This window comes from Pseudomonas aestuarii (genome assembly GCF_027988105.1).
Taxonomy (GTDB): domain Bacteria; phylum Pseudomonadota; class Gammaproteobacteria; order Pseudomonadales; family Pseudomonadaceae; genus Aquipseudomonas; species Aquipseudomonas aestuarii.
This window is the reverse complement of the sequence record NZ_JAQJZJ010000014.1, coordinates 61392-87354: the sequence shown is the minus strand read 5'-3', so window position 1 is coordinate 87354 and position 25963 is coordinate 61392. Positions and strand designations below refer to the sequence as shown.

Genomic DNA, 25963 nt, shown 5'->3' with positions numbered 1-25963 from the left:
GCGGGGTGACAATCAGCTTAAACCCGAATGAAAGGCACAGTACGCACCATGTCGAAACGAAACGAAACCAGCCAGCACAGCCCGTCAGCTGTGATACAGAGATCGCAATAACGAACGCACATCCCAAAACGCAAAAACGACATCACCTGTCCCCCCTGCTCGGTAAGCTCCTGCAACCGCCCTGCATTCATCTGCAATCGGCATACCTGCTACGTTCGTCAAAGACTCCGCACTGAGCCACAAGGACACCGCCATGCCCCAACTCACTCGCACACCCGAACAAATCATGCGCTTAGGCGGCAACCCGCTCGACCCACGCCTCACCTGCTACTCCCCGAGTTACAAGCCAATGAATGACGAGCAAGGAGCTGATTGGTGAGCAAAGGTAATCACGACACCCTCGTCTATCGGCTGGCGCAGATGCTCTACAAACTCAACCAGGGCGAAAGCCTTGATCCCTTTGCCCTGGCCGACGAGTTCGGCGTCAACATCCGCACCATTCAGCGTGACCTCAACGAACGCTTCGCCTACCTACCGCTGAACAAAGTCGAAGGCCGCTATCAGCTCGATCAAACCTTCCTCGGCAAGCTCAATCTACGCGACATCGAACGCTTCTCTGGACTGGCCGGCATTCGCGGTCTGTTTCCTTCGCTGTCGGATGATTTCCTACGCGACATATTTGACATCCGAATGCAAAGCGCCCTGCTAGTCAAAGGGCACAATTACGAAAACATCAGTGGCAAGGAAGGGCTGTTCCGTGCGCTAGAAAAAGCCATCGTGGCTCATTGCTGCATTGCCTTTGACTACCTGCGTGGCGACGAACGCAAGCCCTACACCGCCATCGAACCCTACAAACTGCTCAACAACAAAGGCATCTGGTATCTCGCCGCATCCGATGGCGGCAAGCTGAAAACCTTCTCCTTCAGCCAGATCCGCCACCTGCATGTGGACAACCATCAGTTCCAGCCAGACCCGCAAATCGACCAACGCCTGACCGAGGAAGACGGCATCTGGTTTACCGAGGAGAAAAAGGAAATCGTCCTGAACATTTCCCGCGAAGTGGCCGGCTACTTCAAGCGCCGCAAGTTGATTGCGAACCAAGTCCTTGAAAAAGAGCTGGAAGACGGAGGCCTGATCGTGTCTGCCAAGGTCGGCCACCAGAACCAGATCCTGCCGATCGTGCGCTATTGGATTCCACACATCCGCATCATCAGCCCCGAAGGCCTGCAGGCCGAGTTGGAAAGCGAACTGGCCAGCTATCTCAACCGCTGATTCGACAAGCCACCGCATTTGGCGCGTCAACGCGACAGCCACAGTCAACCGGCAGAAACAGGAACGATGCGATGAAAGGGAAACTAACTGCGGCACTTGCCTTGGCAAGTCTGCTGTATGGCTCTGCTCAGGCTGAAACCATGGCCACAGGCTTCGGCAACCACGGACACCAATATTGGTTCACGGACGAGCACTGCGAATTCCAAGGCCACCTCTTCGAGAACCAGCCATGGGCCACCAGTGGCACCGGACGCAACTGGAAACTGTACCTAAGCGATAGCGAGGAAAACATCATCGATACCGGCTGCTGGGCATTCGACTTTATCAAGGAGCGAATAGCTTATGCCTTCGAAAAAGACACTGCACTTGAGGGTCTTCACTTCAACTTTGAAGAGACGGAGTGGACACAAGCCGGTACGAATCTGGCGAAACACTGGAACAAATAACACCACCACGGAGAACACTACATGCGTATTGCTGTAATGATTATTGCCCTATGCCTAGTCATGCTGATCGGCCTGCAATCTTGCACCGTCATGGTTGGCGGCGGCCTTGGAGATGATGCCGACATGGCCGCAGGTGGCGCAGTCGGTATTTTTGTCGCCTTTCTCTTTCTACTCGGCGCAGCCTTTGCCATCGGCGCACCCAAGGCCTCGATGATCATATTCGTCATTGCCGCTCTGCTGGGATTCGGCTCCGGGGCTAGCATCGCCTTCAGCGACATGACTGTCTGGGGCTACGTCTCCTCAGGGCTAGCCGCTATGTCCTACTTCGGCATGCGTGAGAAGAAAAAGCTCGAAATCAAGACAGCTTAGTCCTGTCGTAACACCTACCAAAGGCCAGGCTGCAAAGTCTGGCCTTTCGTATTTAAGTTTCCCTCAACCTTGTCCAGACCTTGTGCGCCCTCATGAGCATCACCTTCAACCTGCCGAAACTAATCTTGCGCAAGACCGAAGCCAGCATGGACAGCGCCCCCGCAGAAAACCGCTGAACACCAACCAGGCCATTTCGAAAGTTGCGACAACCGCATACCGGCAACGACACCACCTGTCAGGGCGACTTCTTAGACTAGCTGTCAGCGCGACAAACGCAGCAACTGCCGACATCAACCAAGGACGCCCACACCATGAACACGAACACATCAACCAAAAGCACCTTGAACCGCAGTGCCACCGCAGCCGAAATTGAATACAGCATACGTCTGCTAAAAAGCCTGGGAGAAACCACGCTGGTCAACGCCATCACTCAGGCTGGCACCGGCGACGACAACGCCTGGCTACCCATCGTCGCTCACGACTTCAGCCAACTTAATGATGAACGCATCATTCTCATCCCAGCCGGCCACCACCTTGTACCGACCCAGACCTTTGAAATACCGCGCCATTTTATCGGTCTGCCCGATGCTCGGTATCTCTCGCACAAGTCTTGCACGTGGCCGAAGTCCTGCGAGCGTCCAACCCTCTTACTGATCAACGAAACTAGCCTCGAACACCCGTCGCATGACAATCAACGCGAAGTCGTTTTCGTCACCACCCACCTTTCGCGTTTCGCCCACCTGCGGATGGATGCTCGGCAGCCGACTGTTATGCAATTCATCTTCACTGCAGGCACTACGCGCAGCGACTATCTGTTCGACAGCACCTGCAGCGACCACGTCGAAGTTCTCGACCTCAGAACCGAGACGCTATGGGAAGGCCATGACTGGGCAAGCACCTTCGGCACGCCATCGGACCCGGTAACGCGCAAGCTCGATCAGTTTGGCGAGGAAGGCCTGAAGGTAATAGACGAGATCTTCGATCCCTTGATCCGCTATGCCGAAAAAATCGAACGAATGCTGACATCTAAATAACCTATTGAGGTGTCAACCGCTTTAACTCAGGCTATTGCCGGAAAGGCATAATGCCAGCTGATGGCAAATCAGGATTGCACCTACAGTCGTAGGCGGCAGGCACAGGAGATGGAACGTGCACGAAATAAATATCGAGTTGCTACGCGAAGAAGCACAACGCCTGCTTCAGGTGGAAATTGAGCTACTGGAAAAAATGCAGAATGAGCCTGGAGTGATCTCGGAGGCCAGGAAGGGTGAGCAACAAACATTTGACCGTACCTCCATCCCTAAGCACATCGAAGTTCTTCAGGGCGAGCTAGCCAAGCTTGAAGGGCTCGAAATGGTGCTGGCAGTGGTTGGCACTATGAAGGCAGGCAAGTCCACCGCCATCAATGCGATTGTCGGCACCGAAGTGCTGCCCAACCGCAACCGCCCGATGACCGCCCTGCCAACCTTGATCCGTCACACCCCCGGCCAGACTGAGCCGCTGCTGAAGTTCAACAACAGCCACCCCATCAATGACTTGATCAGCACGTTGCATAACGTCATCCAGAGCCCTCAGTCCAAGGAAATGTTGCAGGGCCTGGACAGCAATCGAGATATGGACGAGCTGCTTTCACTGATCACAAATCAGACCCTCTTCAACCAGACCTATCAAGGTGCCGACGCAATTTTCGGGTTCCTCAAAAACCTGAATGATCTGGTCAGGCTCTCCAGCGAGCTTGAGGTGGACTTCCCCTTCTCCAGCTACGACGAAATTCATGAGATGCCGGTCATTGAGGTGGAATTCGCTCAGCTGCGTGAAATGGATCAAGCACATGGCCGCCTCACCCTGCTGGATACCCCTGGCCCTAACGAATCAGGGCAACAGCACCTGCGCAAGATGCTCAAGGAACAATTGAGCAAAGCCTCTGCCGTGCTGGCTGTTCTCGATTTTACCCAACTAAAATCCGACGCAGACGCCGAAGTGCGCAAAGAACTGGAGGACATTGCCAGTGTTGCCGAAGGCCGCCTGTACACCCTGGTCAACAAATTTGACCAGAAGGATCGACACGGCGACAACGAGGAGCAAGTCAAAGCTTTTGTCGCAGAAAATCTGATGCAAGGGCTTATTAAAAAAGCTGATGTTTTTCCGGTTTCATCGCGCTGGGGCTATCTTGCCAACCGGGCCAAACACGAGATTTTCCTTCACAAACGACTACCTGATCCGGAGAAACAACCTTGGATCGTTGACTTTGCCGAGGAAGCTTTTGGTCGTCGCTGGGAAAGCAAAATCAATGATATCGAAGAAGTCCAACACGCAGCCGAGCAGCTATGGCAAGACTCCCTTTTCAGCAAGCCCATGGAGAATGTGATTCGCTCCGCCCATGCACGCGCAGCGGCATTTGCTATCGACTCTGCGGCAGCCAAGTTAGTTGATAACGCCGAAAAGCTGGAAAACTTCCTTGGTTTGCGCGAAACAGCACTAGCGAAAAGCTCGCGTGAACTCCAGCAGCAAATCGATGCCTTGATGAGCGATATAGGCAGAATCGAAAGCAGCGAAAAAACAACTCAAAGGCAGATCAATGACACGCTCAGCAGCATCTCTGAAAGCACCAGTAAAGTATTTGAGAAAATTGAGAAAAACTCCCTCGACGCACTTAACGAGTACTTCAAGGAAGGGAAGCGAATTGAACGAGCCCATGCTGCCGAGAAGAAATCGCGCCAGAAAAAACAGCCCGCACCAGGTATAAAAAGCACGTTTGGCGCATTCTTCTCGCCCTTCTTCAATTTGGAAAACTCCTTTGAACAAGGTGATCATGACTTTAATCCAGAGAACCCCATCATACGATGTGAGAACTCCAAAGAGTCTAAAACTCTTATGAATCGGATTGAGAAGTCAGTTGAAGGCGAAATGAAGCATGCAGAGAACACCATGCAAGAAGCTATGGCAGCTCTCTTGAATGACTTCAATGTAAATTTCAAAAACGATGTAGTGATATCTGCACAGAAGATTATCAATGATATGAAGGGGCGCATGACGGACGACGGCTTCTCCGTCAACATCAAAATACCCAGTATTAATTCTGTATCCCTAGGCTTTTCAGCAGATGAAATGCTGCAGGACATTATCCAAAAAAAGACAGAGACCGTTATATATCGCCGACGTCAGAAAGGCGCATGGGGCGGTGTTTGTAAATTGTTTGGTACAAAAGACTGGGGTTTTGAGAACTACGAAGAGGAAGAGAACTATTTTGAAATTGACATCCGCAAAGTGAAAGAATCGGTTACCGCAGGGATTGCCAAAACCTTTGACGGACTAGGCAATTCGGTCACTGAGTATATCGAACAGCCGCTCAAGAAAGGCACTGCAGAATTCTTCAATGAGTTCAAATCGAAGATTGAGCAAATTCGTGGTGATCTCTTGCAAAGTATTCGCGACCAAGAACACAGCAAGTCTGAGCAAGCTGCATTGAGCAAGCGCCTGGCCAGTCTAAAAAAAAACGTCCCCGCAACACTCCACGACAGCCGCGAGCTGAAGGCCGATGTTAGGCCGCTATTAAATGCCGAAGCTCAGGTGCTCGCATGAATGAAATGTTACCGATAACCAAAGATTCGGACATCTGCCGAGTGCTGACCTGTTTGCCCGAGAAATTTGTGGTCGATTTTGCCAATGGCATTGACGTTGCTCGCGACCACCAACGAGTGCAGAGGGCGAACACAGGTTTTGGCGCTCGCCTCTATGATGGCTTCACCGGCAAAGGCAAGAGGCGTCAAGACGAGGTAAATGCCAGCCTTATTGACGGCATGGAAGCATCCTTAACCTGGCTGACCGAGCTGAGCGGATCACTGGCGCAGAGCAATCTAGCGATCGCCCGAGTCAATGACCGCGTCAACGCACTTAAACTGGACGTAGCCAGGATTGCCAATTTTTCGGCAATCACACGCCAGCAACTGGAAACCCTCACCACCCGTTTGGACGAACACCTCGATACTCTTGGTCGAGAAGCTGCGCGGATTGATTTCGTTCAGCGCGTGCAACTCAACCTTGACCAAGTCTTCAACAAGTGGCGGGCAGGTCATTACCAAAGCTTTTCACTCTCCGGGCGCTGCTATGCCGCACTTGAGGAGTTGCGTTGGGGCGCTTTTGGCGACTACTGCCGCAACACATCGGCTACGGATCGTCAGCGCTTCATGGATGACCTGGCTAACAGGGCGATGGCTCAGCTGGCTAGCGATGCAGGGCTATCCAGCAAAGAGCGCATGGGTACCCGCGACCACTGGCTGATTCGTCCGGTCGGCCAACATGTCCTGAGCGATGCCTCCGACGCTCTGGCTTATATGGGTGACTGGTCCGACCGAGAAAGCGTTCCTTTCGTCTTTTCAGTCTCCCAGCTACCCGACGACCTACCACGAGAGCTTCCTCGCCTCAGTTCTGCCCAACGAGTAGCCGAAGCAATGGTTTACGAAGTTCTTGGGGATAACTCACATGCCTGAGAGCATAAAAGTCGGCCTGGTGCTTTCCGGCGGGGGTGCCAAAGGCGCTTACCAAGTCGGCGTACTCAAGGCACTGCTAGAAATGGGAACCCGTGTCGACGTGGTTGCTGGTGCCAGTATCGGTGCCTTGAATGCCGCAGTTTTGGCATCGGCACCTTCGCTTGAAACAGGTGTCGAGCGCCTTGATGAGCTTTGGCTGACGCTAGCGAAATCTTCGCCACTATCCGTGAAAATCCCTGGCTATTTAAGTCTTTTGGTTTCCGCCGGGCTCAAAATGAATGGTTTCGCGCAACTGGAGGCACTTTTCAGAGCGGCACGACTAGTCGCACAAAGGGCAGGCCTACAACTGCCAGAAGAGCTTAACCAACTGGACGCTGGAGCGCTTTGCGACAAGCCACTCAAGGAGCTAATGGAGCAATACCTTGATCCCGTCGCACTAAATAAAGGCCTGCCACTTTACGTCTCCGTATTCAAAAGCCTTGGCGGCACCACCGACTTACTCCGGACTATAACGGCTGAGCTTGGCATTCTTGGAACGGCAGAATCTGAGTTTCTACATATCCAGTCATTGTCCCAAGCAGAGCAAAAAGAAGCCCTGCTGGCATCTGCTGGCATTCCATTGCTGTTTGCCCCACGCCAAGTCAATGACTCGTTGTACTCAGACGGTGGCCAGGGCGGGTGGCAAAAACAGCAAGGCAATACGCCAATAACGCCGCTACTGCAGGCCGGTTGCAATATGGTGATAGTCACACACCTAAGCAATGGTTCACTTTGGAGCCGACACGATTTCCCAGAAGCCACAATCTTGGAGATCCGCCCCCAATCCAGCATTGCCCGCGACTCCGGCTTTCTCGGTGGCGTCAAAGATCTTTTGGGCTTCGATCCACATAAGATTCCATCTTGGATCGAACAGGGTTATCAAGACACCCTGCACTGCGTCGGCCGCGTCATGAAAGCCAGCGCATCACGCAGTGAACTGCGCAAGTCCGAGAATGAGTTAAAGGATAGTGAACGAAGAAATACAATCTCTGACAGTATCCTGGCGGACGCAATGTCAAAAATGACTTAATGCGCCCTACCGAAAACGGGGCGACCACAAGGCCCATGTCTCATCATTTAGCATTGCCTACCGAAAGTTCCAAATACCTCTGTTCACTTTCACCCCCCTATTGATCAAACCAAATTTTAGATCAACCCGCTTCATTCAAAGAAACCACCATACGCATTATTCCTAAACTTACTTGATCCACCGCACAACCCCGAACAACAAAAACACTCTATCGAGTGATTTTGTCATACCTCAACGAGCACAAAAACCACTCCAACACTAACTTGAGACCATCATGAAAAAAACACTATATGTCTCCATGACTATGCCACTACTTGCGCTCAGCCTTCACGCCGAGGCCAACCTTATTACGCTCGAAGCCATGAAGTTCTATGCGGAAGAATGCGCAAACCAAGGCGGCACCAGTTATGTCAGTAACGACCAAGGCACCACTTGGCAACCGTTGGATTACCAAGAAACGGCATATGCCCTCAAGCATGCCAAGAGCGTAGCGTTGATGGATGCAACAATGAGCGGCCAGCGTGCGTCGGCAGCGGAACTCGACCAGTACTTGGCTGAACACGCAAAGTCACAGGCAACAAAGTTGGAGGAAGCAAGAACACTCCACTGCGAACACTAAGTCGCAGTTGAAGAGAAACCTCTGGATACGAAAGACTGAAAAGGCTCAGCTCATGCTGGGTCTTTTTTTTGCCAAATACCAAACCGGCAAAATTGCTAAATAGGGACGAGTGGTGCTGAACAAAAAATGGCCACTTTCGAAGTGACCATTTTTATCTGTTGCTTCAAGTCACGCGGTGCGCGCGGTATCTCTCCTTGGAAAGCTCCTCCACCGCCCCACCTACTTATTCAGAGTAGACGAACGCCTCCGACTCTTCGCACCACTCCAAGCCATACCAATCTAGCCAGTCAGTACGCAGGTGGTAATACGGAAATTTACCTAACGTATTTCTATTGCCTTCACGACGAACAAGCTGATGATCGTCGCGGAAGCGCTTTGAAATCCTCTCAACATCGCCCTCCTCAGACAGCAATTCCTGCAACCAAGCCTTGGAGATCATCAGGGTCGGTAACCCATCAATGTTCTCATGACGGTAGATGTGGCGCTGGTGCTTAGGGGATGACAACGGAATGATGCCTGCGCATCCAATCGCATCTGCCAAGACGGCCAGGTGACTCCACCTCTTTTTCGCCCAGGCGCGGACACACACCAGCAAGCCGTCGAACAGATTTTCTTCGTTAACCAGCGACTCATCGAAAACGCCTCTTCGAAGCGCAATGATTCCTGCGACTCCTGCCAGTGCAAAACGGCTCAACACTCGACTTGCACCACCAATGGCCGCATAGGCTGGAAGGTTCTCAAGCAACCGTAACTTGAACGCTTCGAGTTCTTCCCGCCACTCGTTGCTTTCGTATTCATCCAGCAATGCCTGAGCGAAGGCAGGAGCAGCAGTACCGAACTGAGTTGTAACGCCATCAATCAGCTCGTCACGATGTTCTAGAGAGCCAAACAATCTGAATTCGTCCTCCGGCTCATCAAGAAATGGCACCTGGCCTACATCGATATCGACTCCACGATCCAGTATTCCTTCCTTGGCATTCCGTGAAATCAAGGATAAAAGCGGGACTTCACCGGTCGTGATCATGAACAGAGTCTTAGACTCTGACTCCTCTAGTCCTCCTTTGGCATTGGAACGTGTACGACTCGAACCATTGGCAGTCGTGTAGATGAATTTTTCCACTTCCTTGAAGCTGTTACTGCCCACTTCGTCGACCAACAGCAACCCACACGAGGCTCGTTGCGCCTGAGCCTGTAGCGCAAGTGAAGTCGATCCAAATGTTTCAATTACAGTTCGGCCATGACGCCCCGCCAGGCTCTGCCCCGGAGCCGCAGTGTTGCCGAAAATGCTAGCAATCATGGCCAAAGTCAGTGTTTTTCCATTCCCCGCCAGTCCGTACAAATTAAATATGCAAGAAGAGATCGAGGGAACGTGATCGACCATCAACCCAGCCAAACCAAGCTGTAATGCACCAAGCAAGAGATAGCTGTTGCTTGCAGGCACGAGGACCCTTTCACGCCAATCTGCCAAGGTTCCACGAACTGAGAAACTGGGATTTTGTATATCAAGGAAGTACTGGTTGCGGTCCACATTCTTTGCCAGCATCAGCTGTTGACCACACGCGAATCCCTCAATCACTCCTGCCTTGCTTTTGACCCACCCTTCTCGACGTATCCATGTCTGCTCTTTTAGCTCGCGAAATGCCTTTCCTAGAATAGCCTTGAGCAACTCATGCAGGCCCTTGAGATCAATCCACGAACTAATCCGTGACCGTAACTGCTTTGCAATCTCACGAGAGTCCTGCGCTTGTTCGTTGGAAACCACCATCGAAATGAGTTTGTACTCACCGCCACCGCACACCAGGACATTAATATTTAGATAAATAACATTAGTGTCCGGGTCACATAACACTCGATCAACCCAGATCGGTGGAGCTATCTCAACCAACTCATCTTTTCTGTGCGTGACAATTTTCTCGAACGTGTATTGGAATTCGCCAAGTGCTTCGTGTCCGAAAATATCTGCCACGATACTTCCTTTACCTGTCGCCAATACTTTCAGGAAATCAAATACCCCCGTTCTCAAGTCGCATTCATCTTCTGGACAGGAAAACTCTCCGCAATATGTAGCGGCACTTTCTTCACAAGAGAAGTCAATATCGATTCTGTTACGAGCCAACGCATTGCTGACAAGCCTCTGCAGTTCGCTTTGACTAATGGAGGCTTTGCTAAGGAATAAAAACAGTGAGGACGTATTTTCGAAAGTCAAAAAACACTTGCTAGCGGCCTTCCTCAGAAAAGCAACATCAGGGTGGTTGGCCGGCACAGTGACAATCACAGTGCTCTTACCAAAGCCAACACTTCCATTTTCATCGAGGCAGAGACCTCCTACAGCCGCGATTGCAGCACAAATCTCGTCACTCACAGCAGCGTTATTAGGCGAGAAGTACTTCACCATTTCACACCCCCTGCGCATACAGTCAGGGTGCGCGAAACTCGCTCACTGGCAATCAACAAGTCTTCACGAGCAAGCGAAGCGTACCGCTCAGTCATGCGAATACTGGAGTGGCCCAGCAACTGCTGGAGAGTGAAAAGTGGGATGCCGTCACTGACGCAGGCAGCCGCGAAGATGTGGCGCAGGTCATGGAATCGAAGAGAAATAGGCAACCCCACTGCTCGACAGGCTCGCTTCCAAGGACGCACAGGCCTGGTCATCGGCGAGTCGGAGTACACTGATGGGAACAACCATCCTTGTGGAGCCTGACTGAATTCAGCCTCAGCAAGACGTTCCAGAAGCTCCATGCATGCTTCGCTGATTGGGACGTGGCGCAATTTCCCACTTTTAGTTGCTCTCAACCTGATATGACGCGCTGACAGATCAACGTCATCCCAGGTCAGCGACAATGCCTCGTTGATGCGCATCCCTGTCAGGAGTAGTAGCTGAACCAAAAATGCAGTTCGAGCAAAGCGCTCCTCCAGCCACTCCACTGCGCGGCCAAGTCGATTGAGTAGTTTGTCTTCGACCTCGTAAAGCTTGATCGGGGTTTCTCGGGCGAGCGTGATGCTGCGTGTTGGATCTTTCTCGCAGTAGCCGTGCTCCACTGCAAATCGGAAGATCGATCTCAGCATGGCAAGATATCGATTTTTTGTAGCAGCACTGAGAGTTGGCTTGAGCGAAGCCATCACCAGGTGAATGTCTTCCAGCACAATTTTTTGAACAGGCCGGTGGCCCAGCAGTGGTTCAACGACAGCAGTGAAGCGTCTGCAATCGCGATTCACCGAGCGCCTACCACTGTATTTGCCAGACTTCGAGTACTCGCCGAAGACCGAGGACAATGTGCGGGAATAGGAGGAAGGGTTGGCTTTTGCCTCAATCGCAGCAAGCCGAGCTTGATCGAGGGTCAGGCTATCGTTATGGCCCAACAGGATGCGCTTACGGCCATTACCGGCAGAACGGACGTAGTAGGCAATGCTCCCAGAGACGTAGTGTATGGAGATTAGGAATTTAACGACGGGGTCTCGGACTTCGCTTTGTTTCTTTGACGTTGACGATTTGACAGACATGAGTGGTCCTTACGCAGAGATGCGCTAAGTTAGTTTTCATTTGGTTTTCCTGGTTTTTGAATGCCCGAAGGCTGGATGATCCGAAGTAAATCTGTACTGCTTTTAGAGCCATTGCTGGCGGTGCATGGCACTGTTAAAAGCCACGTTTGATAGCTCGTTGGCTCAAGGCCGAAAAGCCAGTCGCACCAGGCGACCGAAGGCAAAGATAGCGACACCAACCGGAGGTGCAACCAAATTATTTCATCGAGTTTGTATGCCATACCCCGGAGATCAGTGGCTCACGAAGCAGACCGAAAGGGCTTTTCCGGTGGACTTCCAGTCGAAAACCGGAGAAGGCAAAGATCATTCCAACCGGCAAAAGCCCCTAAAAACGCACCGACAATACTCCGACGAACGGTAGTCAATTGCCCCTATTGCTGAGGCTTCTTACGTCTCGGAATGGCTGTATTTTTTGTTGCGTGTTCAAGTCACGCGGTGCGCGCGGTTGGCAGCTTGCCCCCTAATCCCCCGTCTCTGCTCCGGTTCTCTTCCGGTGCGTTCGGACGGTTTTCACCCCATCTGGCCGGTTTCTGGCCGGGTTTTTGAGAGCGCAAAATGGCATCAACCCAATAAATTCAGGTAACATGCTGATGCTGAAGCACTTTCACAGGTTTTGAAAATCCCCGTGTCGGCGGTTCGATTCCGTCCCTGGCACCATATATACCGAAAAAGGCTCACAGCAATGTGGGCCTTTTTTCTGTCTGCAGGAAAAGCCGGCGAGCTCGTTCGCCGTGCGTCATGTGCAGCCGCGTCGCCACCAGGGGCGTCCGCGGCATGCGTAACCCGACGTCCCACAACAGCGATGACGGCAAGCTCGCACTAGCTCTGCGCGCCAGCCACGCCAGGATGTGCGCGAAGGGCAATATTGCGTCTGCGCGACAGTCAGCAGCAACCAGGCGACACCGACGGCACACCAGGCCATGCACGCACAGCAAACGGCTTGGCGGCTGGCGAAACGCTATGCTAGCTTGACGCCTCGCCAGGAAGGCAAAGCTAGAGCCGGAGCGCATCCGAACAAGAAGAGGACACCCCATGGCCGAGGCCACGCCCGCGCTGGAAATCCGCAATCTGCACAAACGCTATGGCGACCTTGAGGTGCTCAAAGGCATCTCCCTCACCGCCCGCGATGGCGACGTGATCTCGATTCTCGGCTCATCCGGTTCCGGCAAGTCGACCTTCCTGCGCTGCATCAATCTGCTGGAAAACCCCAACCAGGGGCAGATCATCGTCGCCGGCGAGGAGCTCAAGCTCAAACCCGGCAAGCACGGCGAATTGGTCGCCGCCGATGGCAAGCAGATCAACCGCCTGCGCAGCGAACTGGGCTTCGTCTTTCAGAACTTCAATCTGTGGCCGCACATGAGCGTGCTCGACAACATCATCGAGGCGCCACGCCGGGTGCTCGGCCTGAGCAAGGCCGAGGCCACCGAACGGGCCGAAGCTCTGCTGGCCAAGGTCGGCATCTCCGACAAGCGCCATGTCTACCCCAACCAGCTCTCTGGCGGCCAGCAGCAGCGTGCCGCGATTGCCCGTACCCTGGCCATGCAGCCGAAAGTGATCCTGTTCGATGAGCCGACTTCGGCCCTCGACCCGGAGATGGTACAAGAAGTGCTTAATGTGATCCGCGCGCTCGCCGAAGAGGGGCGCACCATGCTCCTGGTCACCCACGAGATGGGCTTTGCCCGCCAGGTGTCCAGCGAAGTGGTGTTCCTGCATCAGGGCCTGGTGGAAGAACAAGGCTCACCCGAGCAAGTGTTCGACAACCCGGCTTCGGCACGTTGCAAACAATTCATGTCCAGCAATGACTAAACACGGAGCAACTCTCGCATGCTGAATTACAAGAAAATCCTGTTAGCCGCGGCAGCCACCCTGGCCTTCGGTACCGGCGCCGTCGCTGCCGAAAAGCTGAAGATGGGCACCGAAGGCGCCTACCCCCCCTTCAACCTGATCGACGCCAGCGGCCAGGTGGGTGGTTTCGACGTGGAGATCGGCCAGGCCCTGTGCGCCAAGATGGAAGCCGAGTGCGAAGTGGTCACCTCCGACTGGGACGGCATCATCCCGGCCCTCAATGCCAAGAAGTTCGACTTCCTGGTGGCCTCGATGTCGATCACCGATGAACGCAAAGCAGCGGTCGACTTCACCGAACCCTACTACACCAACAAGCTGCAATTCATTGCGCCGAAAGACAGTGACTTCAAATCCGACCGGGCCAGCCTCCAAGGCAAGGTGATCGGCGCCCAGCGCGCGACCATCGCGGGCACCTGGCTGGAAGACAACCTGGACGGCGTGGTCGACATCAAGCTCTACGACACCCAGGAAAACGCCTACCTCGACCTGTCCTCGGGTCGCCTCGATGGCGTCCTGGCCGACACCTTCGTCAACTGGGAGTGGCTCAAGAGCGATGCCGGCAAAGGCTTCGAGTTCAAGGGCAAGCCGGTATTCGACAATGACAAGATCGGCATCGCCGTGCGCAAGGGCGACCCGCTGCGCGAGAAGCTGAACACCGCGCTGCAGGCCATCATCGAAGACGGCACCTACAAGACGATCAACGACAAATATTTCCCGTTCAGCATTTACTGAGCAGCCTGCCCTGCGTCGCCCTCACGAGCGATGCAGGCTTCTGACCCCCCATGACTTTAGATCTCTACGGATTCGGCCCGGCCCTGGCCGCCGGCACCCTGATGACCATCAAGCTGGCACTCTGTGCGCTGAGCTTGGGTCTGGTGCTCGGCCTGCTCGGCGCTTTGGCCAAGACTTCGCCGTACAAGCCGCTGCAGTGGCTTGGCGGTACCTATTCAACCATCGTGCGCGGCATACCCGAACTGCTTTGGGTCCTGCTGATCTACTTCGGCACCGTGCAGTTGATGCGCAACCTGGCCGACCTGCTGGGCATCGACAGCCTCGAGCTGAGTGCCTTTGCCGCCGGCACCATCGCCCTGGGCATCTGTTTCGGTGCCTATGCCACCGAGGTATTTCGTGGCGCGATCCTCGCCATCCCCAAGGGCCACCGCGAAGCCGGCCAGGCACTGGGCCTGTCCGTACCGCGGATCTTCTGGCGTCTGATCCTGCCGCAGATGTGGCGCATCGCCCTGCCCGGCCTGGGCAACCTGTTCATGATCCTGATGAAGGACACCGCCCTGGTGTCGGTGATCGGCCTCGAAGAAATCATGCGCCGCTCGCAGATCGCCGTGACCTCCAGCAAAGAACCCTTCACCTTCTTCCTGGTGGCGGCCTTGATCTACCTGGGCCTCACCGTGCTCGCCATGATCGGCCTGCACTTCCTTGAACAGCGCGCCGGCCGCGGCTTCATCAGGAGCACCTCATGAACTGGGAAGTAATCATCAAGTGGCTGCCGCGCCTAGCCGAAGGCGCCCTACTGACCCTGGAGCTGGTCGCCATCGCGGTAGTCGCCGGCCTGATCCTGGCAATACCCATGGGCATCGCTCGCGCCTCCAAGCACTGGTTTGTACGTGCCGTGCCCTACGGCTACATCTTCTTCTTCCGCGGCACCCCGCTGCTGGTGCAATTGTTTCTGGTCTATTACGGCCTGGCCCAGTTCGATGCCGTGCGCGAAGGGCCGCTCTGGTTCTACCTGCGCGACGCCTATTGGTGCGCCATCCTGACCATGACCCTGCATACCGCCGCCTATATCGCCGAGATCCTGCGCGGCGCGATCCAGGCCGTACCGCCGGGGGAAGTGGAAGCGGCGCGCGCCCTGGGCATGGCCCGCTGGCAGACCATGCTCTATATCGTCCTGCCGCGCGCCGCACGCATCGCCCTGCCCGCCTACAGCAACGAAGTGATCCTGATGCTCAAGGCCAGCTCCCTGGCCAGCACCGTCACCCTGCTGGAACTGACCGGCATGGCGCGCACCATCATCGCCCGCACCTACCTGCCGGTGGAGATCTTCTTCGCCGCCGGCATGTTCTACCTGCTGATCGCCTTCATCCTGGTCCGCGGCTTCAAGCTGCTGGAACAGTGGCTAAGGGTCGACGCCTGCCAGGGCCGCTGACGCGATGGGGCGCACCTGGCCCCTTCCCGGCTTGACGACACGAGCATGAACGACTCCCCCCTCAGCGGCGACAGCCTGCTCCAGCGCTTCCAGGCGCTGGATGCATTTCTGCTGCAGCACCAAGCACTCTGGCAACCCCGGCCATTCACCCACAGGCAACTGCCGTGGGAACGCCAGCACCCGCAACTGGCCCAATGGCTCAGATCGCGCAGCCTGGAACAGGCCGAGGCCAGCCACAACCAACCGCACCTGCTGGATGCCCCCGCGCCCTTTGCCGGCCTCGCCGCACAGTCCGATACCCTGAGCCGAGTCGGCGCCTTCACGCCACAGCCACTGCCGCCACTGCCGACCCGCTTCTCGGTCGAGGTGCCCGGGCGCAAATGGCAACAGATCCAGGCCTTCGCCGGCTGCCTGCAGTTTCACCAACCCACCCAACACTGGCTCGACTGGTGCGCCGGCAAGGGCCATCTCGGCCGCAGGCTGGCGCACGACGGGTGCCCGCTGACCTGCCTGGAGCACAATCCCGAACTGGTACACAGCGGCCACCTGCTCAGCCAGCGCCTACACCTCAATGCCCGGCATCTGCAGCAGGATGTACTCGGTGCCGATGCCGGCGCCCAGCTGCGCAGCGAACACACCCCGATCGCCCTGCATGCCTGCGGCGACCTGCATGTACGCCTGATGCAACTCGCCAGCGCGGCCGGTTGCCAGCAATTGGCAATAGCGCCGTGCTGCTACAACCGCATCGCCACCCCCGGCTACCAGGCGCTCTCCGCAGCGGCCCAGGCATCGGCCATGCAACTCTCGCTGGAGGACCTGGGCCTGCCCCTCAGCGAGACCGTAACCGCCGGCGCGCGCGTGCGTCGCCAGCGCGATCGCTCCATGGCTTGGCGCCTGGCGTTCGACATGCTGCAACGTGAACTGCGCGGCATCGACCAGTACCTGCCCACACCCTCTTTGCCCACGACCTGGTTGGCGAAAGATTTCACCAACTACTGCACAGACCTCGCCACCCTGAAACAACTGCCCCCACCTGACGCCTCTACAGACTGGCAACAACTGCAGGACCAAGGCTGGCAACGACTGGCCCAGGTGCGCAACCTGGAACTGCTGCGAGGCCTGTTCCGTCGCCCGCTCGAACTGTGGCTGCTACTCGACCGTGCGCTCTACCTGCAAGATCAGGGCTTCAGCGTGCGCCTCGGCAGCTTCTGCCCGCGCCAGCTCACCCCGCGCAACCTGCTACTGCTCGCCGAACGCAACTGAGCGCACAAAAGTTGCCCACATTATCTGTGGATAACTGTGTTGATAGATTCTGAGCAGTCTCACCAAATGCCTCTACCATCGGCGCTCGCGGCGCCTGCTCATTTTTCGAACAATAGATAAAAATCAACAAAAACATGCACTTATAAAAAACCGAGAAATGCCTCACAAACTGCAGGTGTCCGCTCGGCAAAACACAGCCGCTTGTGCATAAGGATTTTGCAACCAATCGCCAAAAGCGCAATAAGCGACCCGCGCAACAACACTCATCAGCCCGGCGCCCAGGGGCTGCACCGCACCTCTCCTTGGCTGGAGAACTGCCCCCGATATGAGATCTTAGGCCGCCGGGCGCTCTGCAACCTGCTTGCGCCGCGAGACGCCGGCGCCACACCCGCAAGCATTTTCGAGAGCGCCCACTGCCGTCTACATGACTGGCCCGAGCTCACCGCCCACGCACTGCTGGAATCGGGCTGACTGCGGTTTGAAAATAATCAGGATAAACAATGCCTAGACGACTTTACTCGGCCAAATGAATGGATATAATGGCGCCCCTGAAATGCCGGTATAGCTCAGCTGGTAGAGCAACTGACTTGTAATCAGTAGGTCCCGAGTTCGACTCTTGGTGCCGGCACCATACAAATAAAAGGGTTACGTGAAAACGTAGCCCTTTTTTGTGCCTGAAATTCGGCGTGGGGCAGAGTTTACCGGCGCGAGGGACTCGGACTCCAAGGGCGAACCACCGCACGCCCGCCAGCATTCAGCGCTTGCGGCCGGGACGCTCAGCCGACAAGCTAAGTCGAATGCTCGATGCATGTCGAAAAAGGCACTCATTTCATGCGAATTCTGCTCACCGGCGGTGCCGGATTTATCGGTTCGGCCCTGATTCGCCACCTGCTCGGCGATACCCAGCACCAGGTCCTCAACCTCGACAAGCTGACCTATGCCGGCAATCTCGAGTCGCTTGCCAGCGTCGCGGGCAACCCGCGCTATCAGTTCGTCCAGGCCGATATCGGCGACAGCGCGGCGGTGAGTCGGACCTTGGCCGAATTCCAGCCGGACGCCATCATGCACCTGGCCGCAGAGTCGCATGTCGACCGCTCCATCGACGGCCCGGCCGCCTTTATTCAGACCAATATCGTCGGCACCTATACCTTGCTGGAAGGCACCCGCACCTATTGGCTGCAGCTGGACGAGGCGCGCAAACGGGCCTTTCGCTTTCACCATGTGTCGACCGACGAGGTGTACGGCGACCTGTCCAGCGACGCGGCGCCTTTCAGCGAGAGCACGGCCTACGCCCCCAGCTCGCCCTACTCGGCGAGCAAGGCAGCCGCCGATCACCTGGTGCGCGCCTGGCAGCGCACCTATGACCTGCCGGTGCTGGTGAGCAATTGCTCGAACAATTACGGCCCCTATCAATTCCCGGAAAAGCTGATCCCGCTGATGATTCTCAATGCCCTGGAGGGCAAGCCACTACCGGTGTACGGTGATGGCCAGCAGGTGCGCGACTGGCTGTATGTCGAAGACCATGCCCGCGCCCTGCTCAGGGTACTGACGCGGGGACACGTCGGCGCGACCTACAACATTGGCGGGCATAACCAGCAGACCAATCTCGACGTGGTGGAGAGTATCTGCGCACTGCTGGATGAACTGAGGCCGTGGCAAGACACAGGCACGGGGCACACTCGCTGCTACAGCGAACTAATCAGCTTCGTTGCCGACCGTCCAGGCCACGACCGGCGCTACGCCATCGACGCCGGCAAGATCGAGCGCGAGCTGGGCTGGACGCCCGAGGAAAGCTTCGCCAGCGGCCTGCGCAAGACCGTGTGCTGGTACCTGGATAACCTCGACTGGTGCCGCCGCGTGCAGGATGGCAGCTATCAACGTGAACGACTGGGAGCGTCTCTTTGAAAGGGATGAAAGGCATAGTCCTCGCCGGCGGCTCCGGCAGCCGCCTCTACCCGCTCACCCTGGGGGTGTCCAAGCAGCTGCTGCCGGTCTACGACAAGCCGATGATCTATTACCCAATCTCGGTACTGATGCTCGCCGGCATCCGCGACATCCTGATCATTTCCACCCCCCACGATCTGCCGCAGTTCGAGAGGACGCTCGGCGACGGCAGTCAGTTCGGCGTGCGCTTCGTCTATGCCGAACAGCCGGCGCCGGAAGGGCTGGCCCAGGCCCTGCTGATCGGCGAGGCATTCATCGGCGGCGACCCGGTATGCCTGATCCTCGGCGACAATATCTTTCACGGCCAGCACTTCACCGAGAAGCTCCTGCGCGCCGCCGCCGAACCCAGCGGCGCGACGATTTTCGGCTATTGGGTCAAGGATCCCGAGCGCTTCGGCGTGGTCGAGTTCGACGCCAGCGGCCGGGTCATCTGCATCGAGGAAAAACCGGCCAAGCCGAAATCCAGCTATGCCGTCACCGGCCTGTATTTCTACGACAACGACGTGATCGAGATCGCCAGGGCGATCAAGCCCTCGCCACGCGGCGAGCTGGAAATCACCGACGTCAACAACGCCTATTTAAGGCGCGGCGACCTGCATGTCGAGCGCTTCGGCCGGGGCTTCGCCTGGCTCGACACCGGCACCCACGACAGCCTGCTGGAGGCCTCGCAATACGTGCAGACCATCGAGCACCGTCAGGGCCTGAAAGTCGCCTGCCTGGAAGAGATCGCCTTCAATAATCGCTGGATCGATCGCGCACAGCTGCTTAAGCAAGCCCAGGCCTTCGGCAAGACCGACTATGGCCAGTACCTGTCCAGGCTGGCGCAGGAGCACGCATGAAGGTGATTGCCAGCGAACTGCCGGAGGTGCTGATCCTCGAACCCAGGGTGTTCGGCGACGAGCGCGGCTTCTTCTACGAGAGCTTCAATGCCCGCGCCTTCAGCGAGGCCACCGGCCTCAACCGCACATTCGTCCAGGACAACCACTCGCGCTCGCTGCGCGGCGTGTTGCGCGGCCTGCATTACCAACTGCAGCAGGCCCAGGGCAAGCTGGTGCGGGTCGTCGCCGGCGAAGTGTTCGACGTCAGCGTGGATCTGCGCCGTAGCTCGCCGACCTTCGGCAAATGGGTCGGCATCCACTTGTCCGCCGAGAACAAGCGCCAACTGTGGCTGCCGGAAGGCTTCGCCCACGGTTTCCTCACGCTCAGCGAATACGCCGAAGTCGTCTACAAGACCACCGACTACTACGCGCCGGCCCATGAGCGCTGCATCCGCTGGGACGACCCGAGCCTGGCCATCGACTGGCCACTGGATAGCACGCCGCAGCTCTCGGCCAAGGACCAGGCCGGCCTCAGCCTGGCCGATGCGGAGCTGTTCCCATGAAGATCCTGTTGCTCGGCCAGCACGGCCAAGTCAGTCGCGAACTGCAACTGAGCCTGCGCGGACAAGGCGAATTGATCGTGCCCGGTCGCGATAAATTCGATCTGGCCGATCCTGCGCAGATTCGCCAGCAGGTGCGCCAATTGTGCCCCGACTTGATCGTCAACGCCGCGGCTTACACAGCGGTCGACCAGGCCGAAAGCGAGCCCGAACTGGCCTTCGCGATCAACGCCACGGCGCCCGGCGTGCTGGCCGAGGAAGCCGCCAGCCTAGGTGTGCCGCTGATCCACTACTCCAGCGACTATGTATTCGACGGTCGTAAGCCGGCGCCCTATGCCGAGGACGACGCGCCCAACCCGCTCAACGTCTACGGCCGCAGCAAGCTGGCCGGGGAACAGGCGATCGAGGCGGTTGGCGCCGCGCATTTGATCCTGCGCACCAGCTGGGTCTACTCGCTGCACGGCTCGAATTTTCTGCTGACCATGCAACGCTTGCTGCAGGAACGCGCCAGCCTGAGCGTAGTGGCCGACCAGGTCGGCGCGCCGACCTGGGCCGGCAGCATCGCCAGCGCCACCAGCCAGCTGGTCGAGCGCTGGCGCCACGGCCGCGGCGGCCCCTGGGGGCTGTATCACCTCAGCACGCAGGGCGAGGTGTCCTGGTTCGGCTTTGCCAGCGCCATCGCCGAGCAACTGCGCGCGCAAGGCAAAGCCACCGCGACCCTGCAGCCCATCCCCAGCAGCGGCTACCCCACGCCGGCACGGCGTCCGCTCAACTCGCGACTCGACTGCACTCGCCTGCAACGCGATTGGCATATCCAGCTGAGTGACTGGCACAGCGCCCTGCTCGAATGCCTGCACAGCCCGCCACACCGCTGAGCGATTCATGTCGCAGCCGATTCGATAGCATCTGGCAAGTCAAATGCTGGGCTTAAGCCGACGCGACCCCACGCCACTGGCACATCCCTTGCTAAAGCTCGAAGATGCATACTACCTGCGACACTCAGGCGCCTTCCCCATGACCGCAACCCTCCGCACGCCCAAACGCCTCCGCTGGCGCAGCCTGGCGCTCCTTGCCCTGCTGCTGACCCCGCTGCTCTGGCCGCTGCAACAACTGGCCGAGCGTTATTACCGCGGCGTGCTGAACGAGCAGCACCGTCAGACCCTCGACCTCTACGTCGCCAACCTGCTCGGCACCCTGAACCGCTACGAGGTGCTGCCGCCGATCCTCGGGCAACTGCCGACCCTGCGCCAGCTGTTGCAGCAAAGCACCGATGAGCCATTGCGCGACCAGACCAACCAGTTGCTGGCCGGCCTGCAGCAGCAGACCGGGGCCGACGTGATCTACCTGATGGACCCCGACGGTCAGACCCTGGCGGCCTCCAACTGGGATCAGGAAGACAGCTTCGTCGAGCGCAACTTCTCCTACCGCCCCTATTTTCGCGATGCCATGCAAGGTCGTTCCGGGCGCTTCTTCGGTCTCGGCACCACCTCCGGCAAGCGCGGCTACTTCTTCGCCGCCGCAGTACGCGAGGGCGCGCAGATCCTCGGCGTGCTGGTGGTCAAGGTCGATCTCGATCATACCGAAACGCTGTGGGGCAACCGCCCCGAGCAGTTGCTGGTAACCGACAACTACGGCGTGGTGATCCTCACCTCGCAGGCTGACTGGCGCTTCCATGCCACCCGCGAGCTGGACAATGCCGAGCGCGTCGCGATTAGCGCCACCCAGCCTTACCGCATCCAGTCGCCACCGCCCCTGCAGCTCGACCCCACAGCCTGGCTTCGGCAGAGTCGCAGCCTCGACGATATCGGCTGGACCGTAAGCATCCTGGCGCCGCGCCTGCTGCTCGATCGCCCCGTGCGCACCGCTGTGGCCATCGGTGGCGCGGCGCTGCTGGTGCTTATCCTGCTGCTCGGCCTGCTGATGCAACGCCGCCGTCATTACCTCGAACGCATCGCCCTGGATGCCCGTGCCCGTCAGCAGCTGGAGCAGCGCGTGCAAGAGCGCACCCAGGATCTGGAACTGCTCAACAGCCGCCTGAAACAGGAAGTGCTGGAGCGCGAACACGCCCAGCAGGAGCTGGTGCGCGCCCAGGACGAACTGGTCCAGGCCGGCAAGCTGTCGGCCCTGGGCACCATGAGCGCGAGCATCAGCCACGAACTCAATCAGCCGCTGGCGGCGATTCGCAGCTATGCCGACAATGCCGGCGTGCTGCTCGACCACCAGCGCAACGAAGACGCCCGCGCCAACCTCAAGCTGATCAGCCAGATGACCGAACGCATGGCCTCGATCATTGCCCACCTGCGCGCCTTCGCTCGCCGTGACCGCCACGCCCCGGAAAGCGTGGCTCTGCAACCGGCCCTCGACGATGCGTTGGCGCTGCTGGCCAAACGCCGCCGGGCGATGGAGGTCGAATTGATTCGCGACCTGCCCGAAGCCACCCTGTGGGTCCAGGCCGGCGAAACCCGCCTGCGCCAGGTGCTCGGCAACCTGCTGGCCAATGCCCTCGACGCCCTGAGCGAGAAAGCGCCGCCGCGGCGCATCTGGCTCAGCGCCGAACGCAGCACCGAGGGCATCGACCTGCAGCTGCGCGACAACGGCCCGGGATTCACTGCCGAAGCCCTGCAACGCGCCCGCGAACCCTTCTTCACCACCAAGACCAGCGCCCAGGGTCTGGGCCTGGGCCTGGCGATTTGCGATACCCTGATACGCGCCCTCGGCGGTGAACTACTGCTGGCCAACCACCCCGACGGTGGCGCCCTGCTGACCCTGCGCCTGCGCGCCGCCGAACACGGCGTTAAAAACCAGTCGCCCGAGGATTTTTGCCTATGACCACCCTCGACCCACGTACCCAAGTGCTGTTGATCGACGACGACCCGCACCTGCGCCAGGCCCTGAGCCAAACGCTCGACCTGGCGGGGCTGCAGGTCGTCAGCCTGGCCGACGCCCGCGGCGTTGCCGCGCGCATCGGCCGCGACTGGGCGGGCGTGGTGGTCAGCGATATCCGCATGCCGGGCATCGATGGCATGCAGCTGCTCGAGCAGCTGCACGAGCAGGACCCGGACCTGCCGGTGCTGCTGATCACCGGCCATGGCGATGTGCCCCTGGCGGTGCAGGCGATGCGCGCCGGCGCCTATGACTTTCTGGAAAAACCCTTCGCCAGCGAAGAGCTGCTCGACAGCGTGCGCCGCGCCCTCGCCCTGCGCCGCCTGGTGCTGGATAACCGCAGCCTGCGCCTGGCCCTGGCCGATCGCCAGCAGTTGAGCGCCCGCCTGGTCGGCCAGTCGCCGGCCATGGCGCGCCTGCGTGAGCAGATCGGTGCCCTGGCCAACATCAGCGCCGATGTATTGATCCTCGGCGAAACCGGCGCCGGCAAGGAAGTCGTCGCCCGCGCCCTGCACGACCTGTCCAACCGCCGCGACGGTCCCTTCGTCGCCATCAACGCCGGCGCCCTGGCCGAGTCGGTGGTGGAAAGCGAACTGTTCGGCCACGAACCGGGCGCCTTTACCGGGGCGCAGAAACGCCGTATCGGCAAGTTCGAGTTCGCCAATGGCGGCACCCTGTTCCTCGATGAAATCGAAAGCATGAGCCTGGAAGTCCAGGTCAAGCTGCTGCGCCTGCTGCAGGAACGGGTGGTCGAGCGTCTGGGCGGCAACCAGCTGATCCCGCTGGATATCCGCGTGATCGCCGCCACCAAGGAAGACCTGCGCCAGGCCGCCGACCAGGGCCGCTTCCGCGCCGACCTGTATTACCGCCTGAACGTCGCCCCGCTGCGCATCCCGCCCCTGCGCGAACGTGGCGAAGACGCCCTGCTGCTGTTCCAGCACTTTGCCGATGGTGCCAGCGCCCGCCACGGCCTGCCCATGCGCGAACTGCAACCGGGGCAGCGCGCCATGCTCCTGCGTCACCCCTGGCCGGGCAATGTGCGCGAACTGCAGAATGCCGCCGAGCGCTTCGCCCTCGGTCTCGACCTGGGCCTGGAGTTAAACCTGAACAGCCCACAAAGCGACGTGCCGCTCAGCGGCAATCTCAGCGAACAGGTAGAAGCCTTCGAACGCGCCATGATCGCCGCCGAACTGAGTCGTGCCCATGGTTCGCTGCGCAGCCTGGCCGAAGCCCTCGGCGTGCCGCGCAAGACCCTGCACGACAAATTGCGCAAGCATGGCCTGAGCGTGGCCGATACTGGCGGAAGCTCGCCAGACGACCTCGACTGACTGGCGGATTCCCGCCACCCCCACCCACTCCGGCGCCGCATTGCCCGCAGCAACGACGCCGCAAACCGCTACCGGGAATCTATTGGTTCCCCGCACAAGCCCGTTCCCGCAAGCTGCCATCGCCTTGCGCCAAGGATTTTCCGCGACAGTTCGCAGCCCCGACCTACAGTCTGGCATGGCGGTTGCTCTAGTACTTGCAGGCGATCCAACAACCTCAAGTCCAGGCAATCGCTACCCAGCGTCCGTCGTTTTCCGGCAGGCCGCCTAGACTTGATCTTGTTCGCCCGTTCTGCAGCGCTGCGGCGCATAACGAAGCACAAAAACAAGAGGAAGCACTCGTATGTTCAAGTTCACTGCCAAGGCCCTGGCTTGCGCCCTGTCCCTGACCATCGCCGGGATGGCCCAAGCGGCCGAGCCGATCGTGATCAAGTTCTCCCACGTGGTCGCCGAGCACACGCCGAAAGGCCAGGGTGCCGCGCTGTTCAAGAAGCTCGCCGAAGAGCGTCTGGGCGACAAGGTCAAGGTCGAGGTCTACCCCAACTCCTCGCTGTTTGGCGATGGCAAGGAAATGGAAGCGCTGTTGCTCGGTGACGTGCAGCTGATCGCCCCATCCCTGGCCAAGTTCGAGCAGTACACCAAGCAGGTTCAAGTATTCGATCTGCCGTTCCTGTTCAAGGACATGGCCGCACTCGACCGTTTCCAGCAAAGCCCGCCAGGTCAGGCCCTGCTGAAATCCATGGAAGACAAGAACATCACCGGCCTGGGTTACTGGCACAACGGCCTCAAGCAGCTGTCGGCCAACAAGCCGCTGCGTGAGCCCAAGGATGCCCGTGGCCTGAAGTTCCGCGTACAGGCGTCCGCCGTGCTGGAAGAGCAATTCAAGGCCGTGCGCGCCAACCCGCGCAAGATGAGCTTCGCCGAGGTTTACCAAGGTCTGCAGACGGGTGTGGTCAACGGTGCCGAGAACCCCTACTCGAACATCTACAGCCAGAAGATGCATGAAGTGCAGAAGTACATCACCGAGTCCAACCACGGTGTCCTCGACTACATGCTGATCACCAACACCACCTTCTGGAAGAGCCTGCCGGAAGATGTCCGCAGCGAGCTGGACAAGATCATCGTGGAAGTCACCGCCGAGGTGAACAAGCAAGCCAACGCGCTGAACGAGGGCGACAAGCAACGCATCCTCGACGCCAAGACCACCGAAATCATCACCCTGACCCCGGAGCAACGCGGCATGTGGCGCGACGCCATGAAGCCGGTATGGGCCAAGTTCGAAGACGAAATCGGTGCCGACCTGATCAAGGCCGCCGACGCAGCCAACCAGTAGGGTGGGTCGGGCCGCGCAGGCCT

The 25963-nt window shown here is 58.1% G+C and carries 22 protein-coding genes and 1 tRNA gene; 21 read left to right on the top strand and 2 right to left on the bottom strand.

Annotated features, from left to right (window positions below; all coding sequences use genetic code 11):
* The first annotated feature begins 375 nt into the window (after positions 1–375).
* The 8 genes from PH586_RS22085 to PH586_RS22050 all read left to right on the top strand — a co-directional run bounded on the left by PH586_RS22085 (position 376) and on the right by PH586_RS22050 (position 8265).
* Positions 376–1272: a helix-turn-helix transcriptional regulator gene (locus PH586_RS22085; protein WP_271349964.1), complete on the top strand. Its 897-nt coding sequence runs from the start codon at positions 376–378 to the stop codon at positions 1270–1272.
* A gap of 71 nt (positions 1273–1343) precedes the next feature.
* Positions 1344–1718, top strand: coding sequence for a hypothetical protein (locus PH586_RS22080; protein ID WP_271349963.1), 375 nt, complete (start codon positions 1344–1346; stop codon positions 1716–1718).
* A gap of 21 nt (positions 1719–1739) precedes the next feature.
* Positions 1740–2087 carry a hypothetical protein gene (locus tag PH586_RS22075; RefSeq protein ID WP_271349962.1) on the top strand — a complete coding sequence of 116 codons (348 nt, stop codon included), beginning with the start codon at positions 1740–1742 and terminating at the stop codon, positions 2085–2087.
* A 311-nt stretch (positions 2088–2398) separates the two neighbouring features.
* Positions 2399–3121, top strand: a complete 723-nt coding sequence (locus PH586_RS22070) for a hypothetical protein (protein WP_271349961.1) — start codon at positions 2399–2401, stop codon at positions 3119–3121.
* 115 nt (positions 3122–3236) lie between these two features.
* Complete coding sequence (locus tag PH586_RS22065) at positions 3237–5669, top strand: dynamin family protein (protein ID WP_271349959.1); 2433 nt, start codon at positions 3237–3239, stop codon at positions 5667–5669.
* Positions 5666–6577: a diguanylate cyclase regulator RdcB family protein gene (locus tag PH586_RS22060; protein WP_271349958.1), complete on the top strand. Its 912-nt coding sequence runs from the start codon at positions 5666–5668 to the stop codon at positions 6575–6577. The genes PH586_RS22065 and PH586_RS22060 overlap by 4 nt, the downstream gene beginning before the upstream one ends.
* Positions 6570–7646, top strand: coding sequence for a patatin-like phospholipase family protein (locus PH586_RS22055; protein WP_271349957.1), 1077 nt, complete (start codon positions 6570–6572; stop codon positions 7644–7646). Before PH586_RS22060 ends, PH586_RS22055 begins: the two co-directional genes overlap by 8 nt.
* Before the next feature lie 274 nt (positions 7647–7920).
* On the top strand, positions 7921–8265 hold the full coding sequence (locus tag PH586_RS22050) for a hypothetical protein (RefSeq protein ID WP_271349956.1): 345 nt from the start codon (positions 7921–7923) through the stop codon (positions 8263–8265).
* 223 nt (positions 8266–8488) lie between these two features.
* On the opposite strand, the gene PH586_RS22045 is transcribed toward PH586_RS22050, so the two are convergent.
* Complete coding sequence (locus tag PH586_RS22045) at positions 8489–10660, bottom strand: DUF927 domain-containing protein (RefSeq protein WP_271349955.1); 2172 nt, start codon at positions 10658–10660, stop codon at positions 8489–8491.
* Positions 10654–11766 (bottom strand): tyrosine-type recombinase/integrase, encoded by a 1113-nt coding sequence (locus PH586_RS22040; RefSeq protein WP_271349954.1) that lies wholly within the window; start codon positions 11764–11766, stop codon positions 10654–10656. Before PH586_RS22040 ends, PH586_RS22045 begins: the two co-directional genes overlap by 7 nt.
* Positions 11767–12837: 1071 nt before the next feature.
* Between PH586_RS22040 and PH586_RS22035 the strand changes: the two genes are divergently transcribed.
* The 13 genes from PH586_RS22035 (at position 12838) to dctP (ending at position 25940) form a co-directional block, all read left to right on the top strand.
* Positions 12838–13611, top strand: coding sequence for an ABC transporter ATP-binding protein (locus tag PH586_RS22035; protein ID WP_271349953.1), 774 nt, complete (start codon positions 12838–12840; stop codon positions 13609–13611).
* Positions 13612–13629: 18 nt separating this feature from the next.
* A complete protein-coding gene (locus PH586_RS22030) occupies positions 13630–14382 on the top strand; it encodes an ABC transporter substrate-binding protein (protein WP_271349952.1) in 753 nt (250 codons plus the stop codon).
* A 50-nt stretch (positions 14383–14432) separates the two neighbouring features.
* Entirely contained in the window at positions 14433–15128 is a 696-nt protein-coding gene (locus tag PH586_RS22025; protein WP_271349951.1) for an ABC transporter permease, read from the top strand.
* The gene (locus tag PH586_RS22020; protein ID WP_271349950.1) at positions 15125–15814 is read left to right on the top strand and encodes an ABC transporter permease; all 690 of its coding nucleotides are present in this window, start codon (positions 15125–15127) and stop codon (positions 15812–15814) included. Before PH586_RS22025 ends, PH586_RS22020 begins: the two co-directional genes overlap by 4 nt.
* 45 nt (positions 15815–15859) lie before the next feature.
* Positions 15860–17077, top strand: a complete 1218-nt coding sequence (locus PH586_RS22015) for a methyltransferase (protein WP_271349948.1) — start codon at positions 15860–15862, stop codon at positions 17075–17077.
* A 555-nt stretch (positions 17078–17632) separates the two neighbouring features.
* Positions 17633–17708 (top strand) — tRNA-Thr (locus PH586_RS22010).
* A gap of 200 nt (positions 17709–17908) precedes the next feature.
* The gene (rfbB, locus tag PH586_RS22005; RefSeq protein ID WP_271349947.1) at positions 17909–18982 is read left to right on the top strand and encodes a dTDP-glucose 4,6-dehydratase; all 1074 of its coding nucleotides are present in this window, start codon (positions 17909–17911) and stop codon (positions 18980–18982) included.
* 5 nt (positions 18983–18987) lie between these two features.
* Positions 18988–19860: a glucose-1-phosphate thymidylyltransferase RfbA gene (gene rfbA, locus PH586_RS22000; RefSeq protein ID WP_271349968.1), complete on the top strand. Its 873-nt coding sequence runs from the start codon at positions 18988–18990 to the stop codon at positions 19858–19860.
* Complete coding sequence (rfbC, locus tag PH586_RS21995; protein ID WP_271349946.1) at positions 19857–20402, top strand: dTDP-4-dehydrorhamnose 3,5-epimerase; 546 nt, start codon at positions 19857–19859, stop codon at positions 20400–20402. Before rfbA ends, rfbC begins: the two co-directional genes overlap by 4 nt.
* Positions 20399–21274 (top strand): dTDP-4-dehydrorhamnose reductase, encoded by an 876-nt coding sequence (rfbD, locus tag PH586_RS21990; protein WP_271349945.1) that lies wholly within the window; start codon positions 20399–20401, stop codon positions 21272–21274. Before rfbC ends, rfbD begins: the two co-directional genes overlap by 4 nt.
* A gap of 139 nt (positions 21275–21413) precedes the next feature.
* Entirely contained in the window at positions 21414–23228 is a 1815-nt protein-coding gene (locus PH586_RS21985; RefSeq protein ID WP_271349944.1) for a sensor histidine kinase, read from the top strand.
* On the top strand, positions 23225–24610 hold the full coding sequence (locus tag PH586_RS21980) for a sigma-54-dependent transcriptional regulator (protein WP_271349943.1): 1386 nt from the start codon (positions 23225–23227) through the stop codon (positions 24608–24610). The genes PH586_RS21985 and PH586_RS21980 overlap by 4 nt, the downstream gene beginning before the upstream one ends.
* Before the next feature lie 340 nt (positions 24611–24950).
* Entirely contained in the window at positions 24951–25940 is a 990-nt protein-coding gene (gene dctP, locus PH586_RS21975; RefSeq protein ID WP_271349942.1) for a C4-dicarboxylate TRAP substrate-binding protein DctP, read from the top strand.
* The last annotated feature ends 23 nt before the right edge of the window (positions 25941–25963 follow it).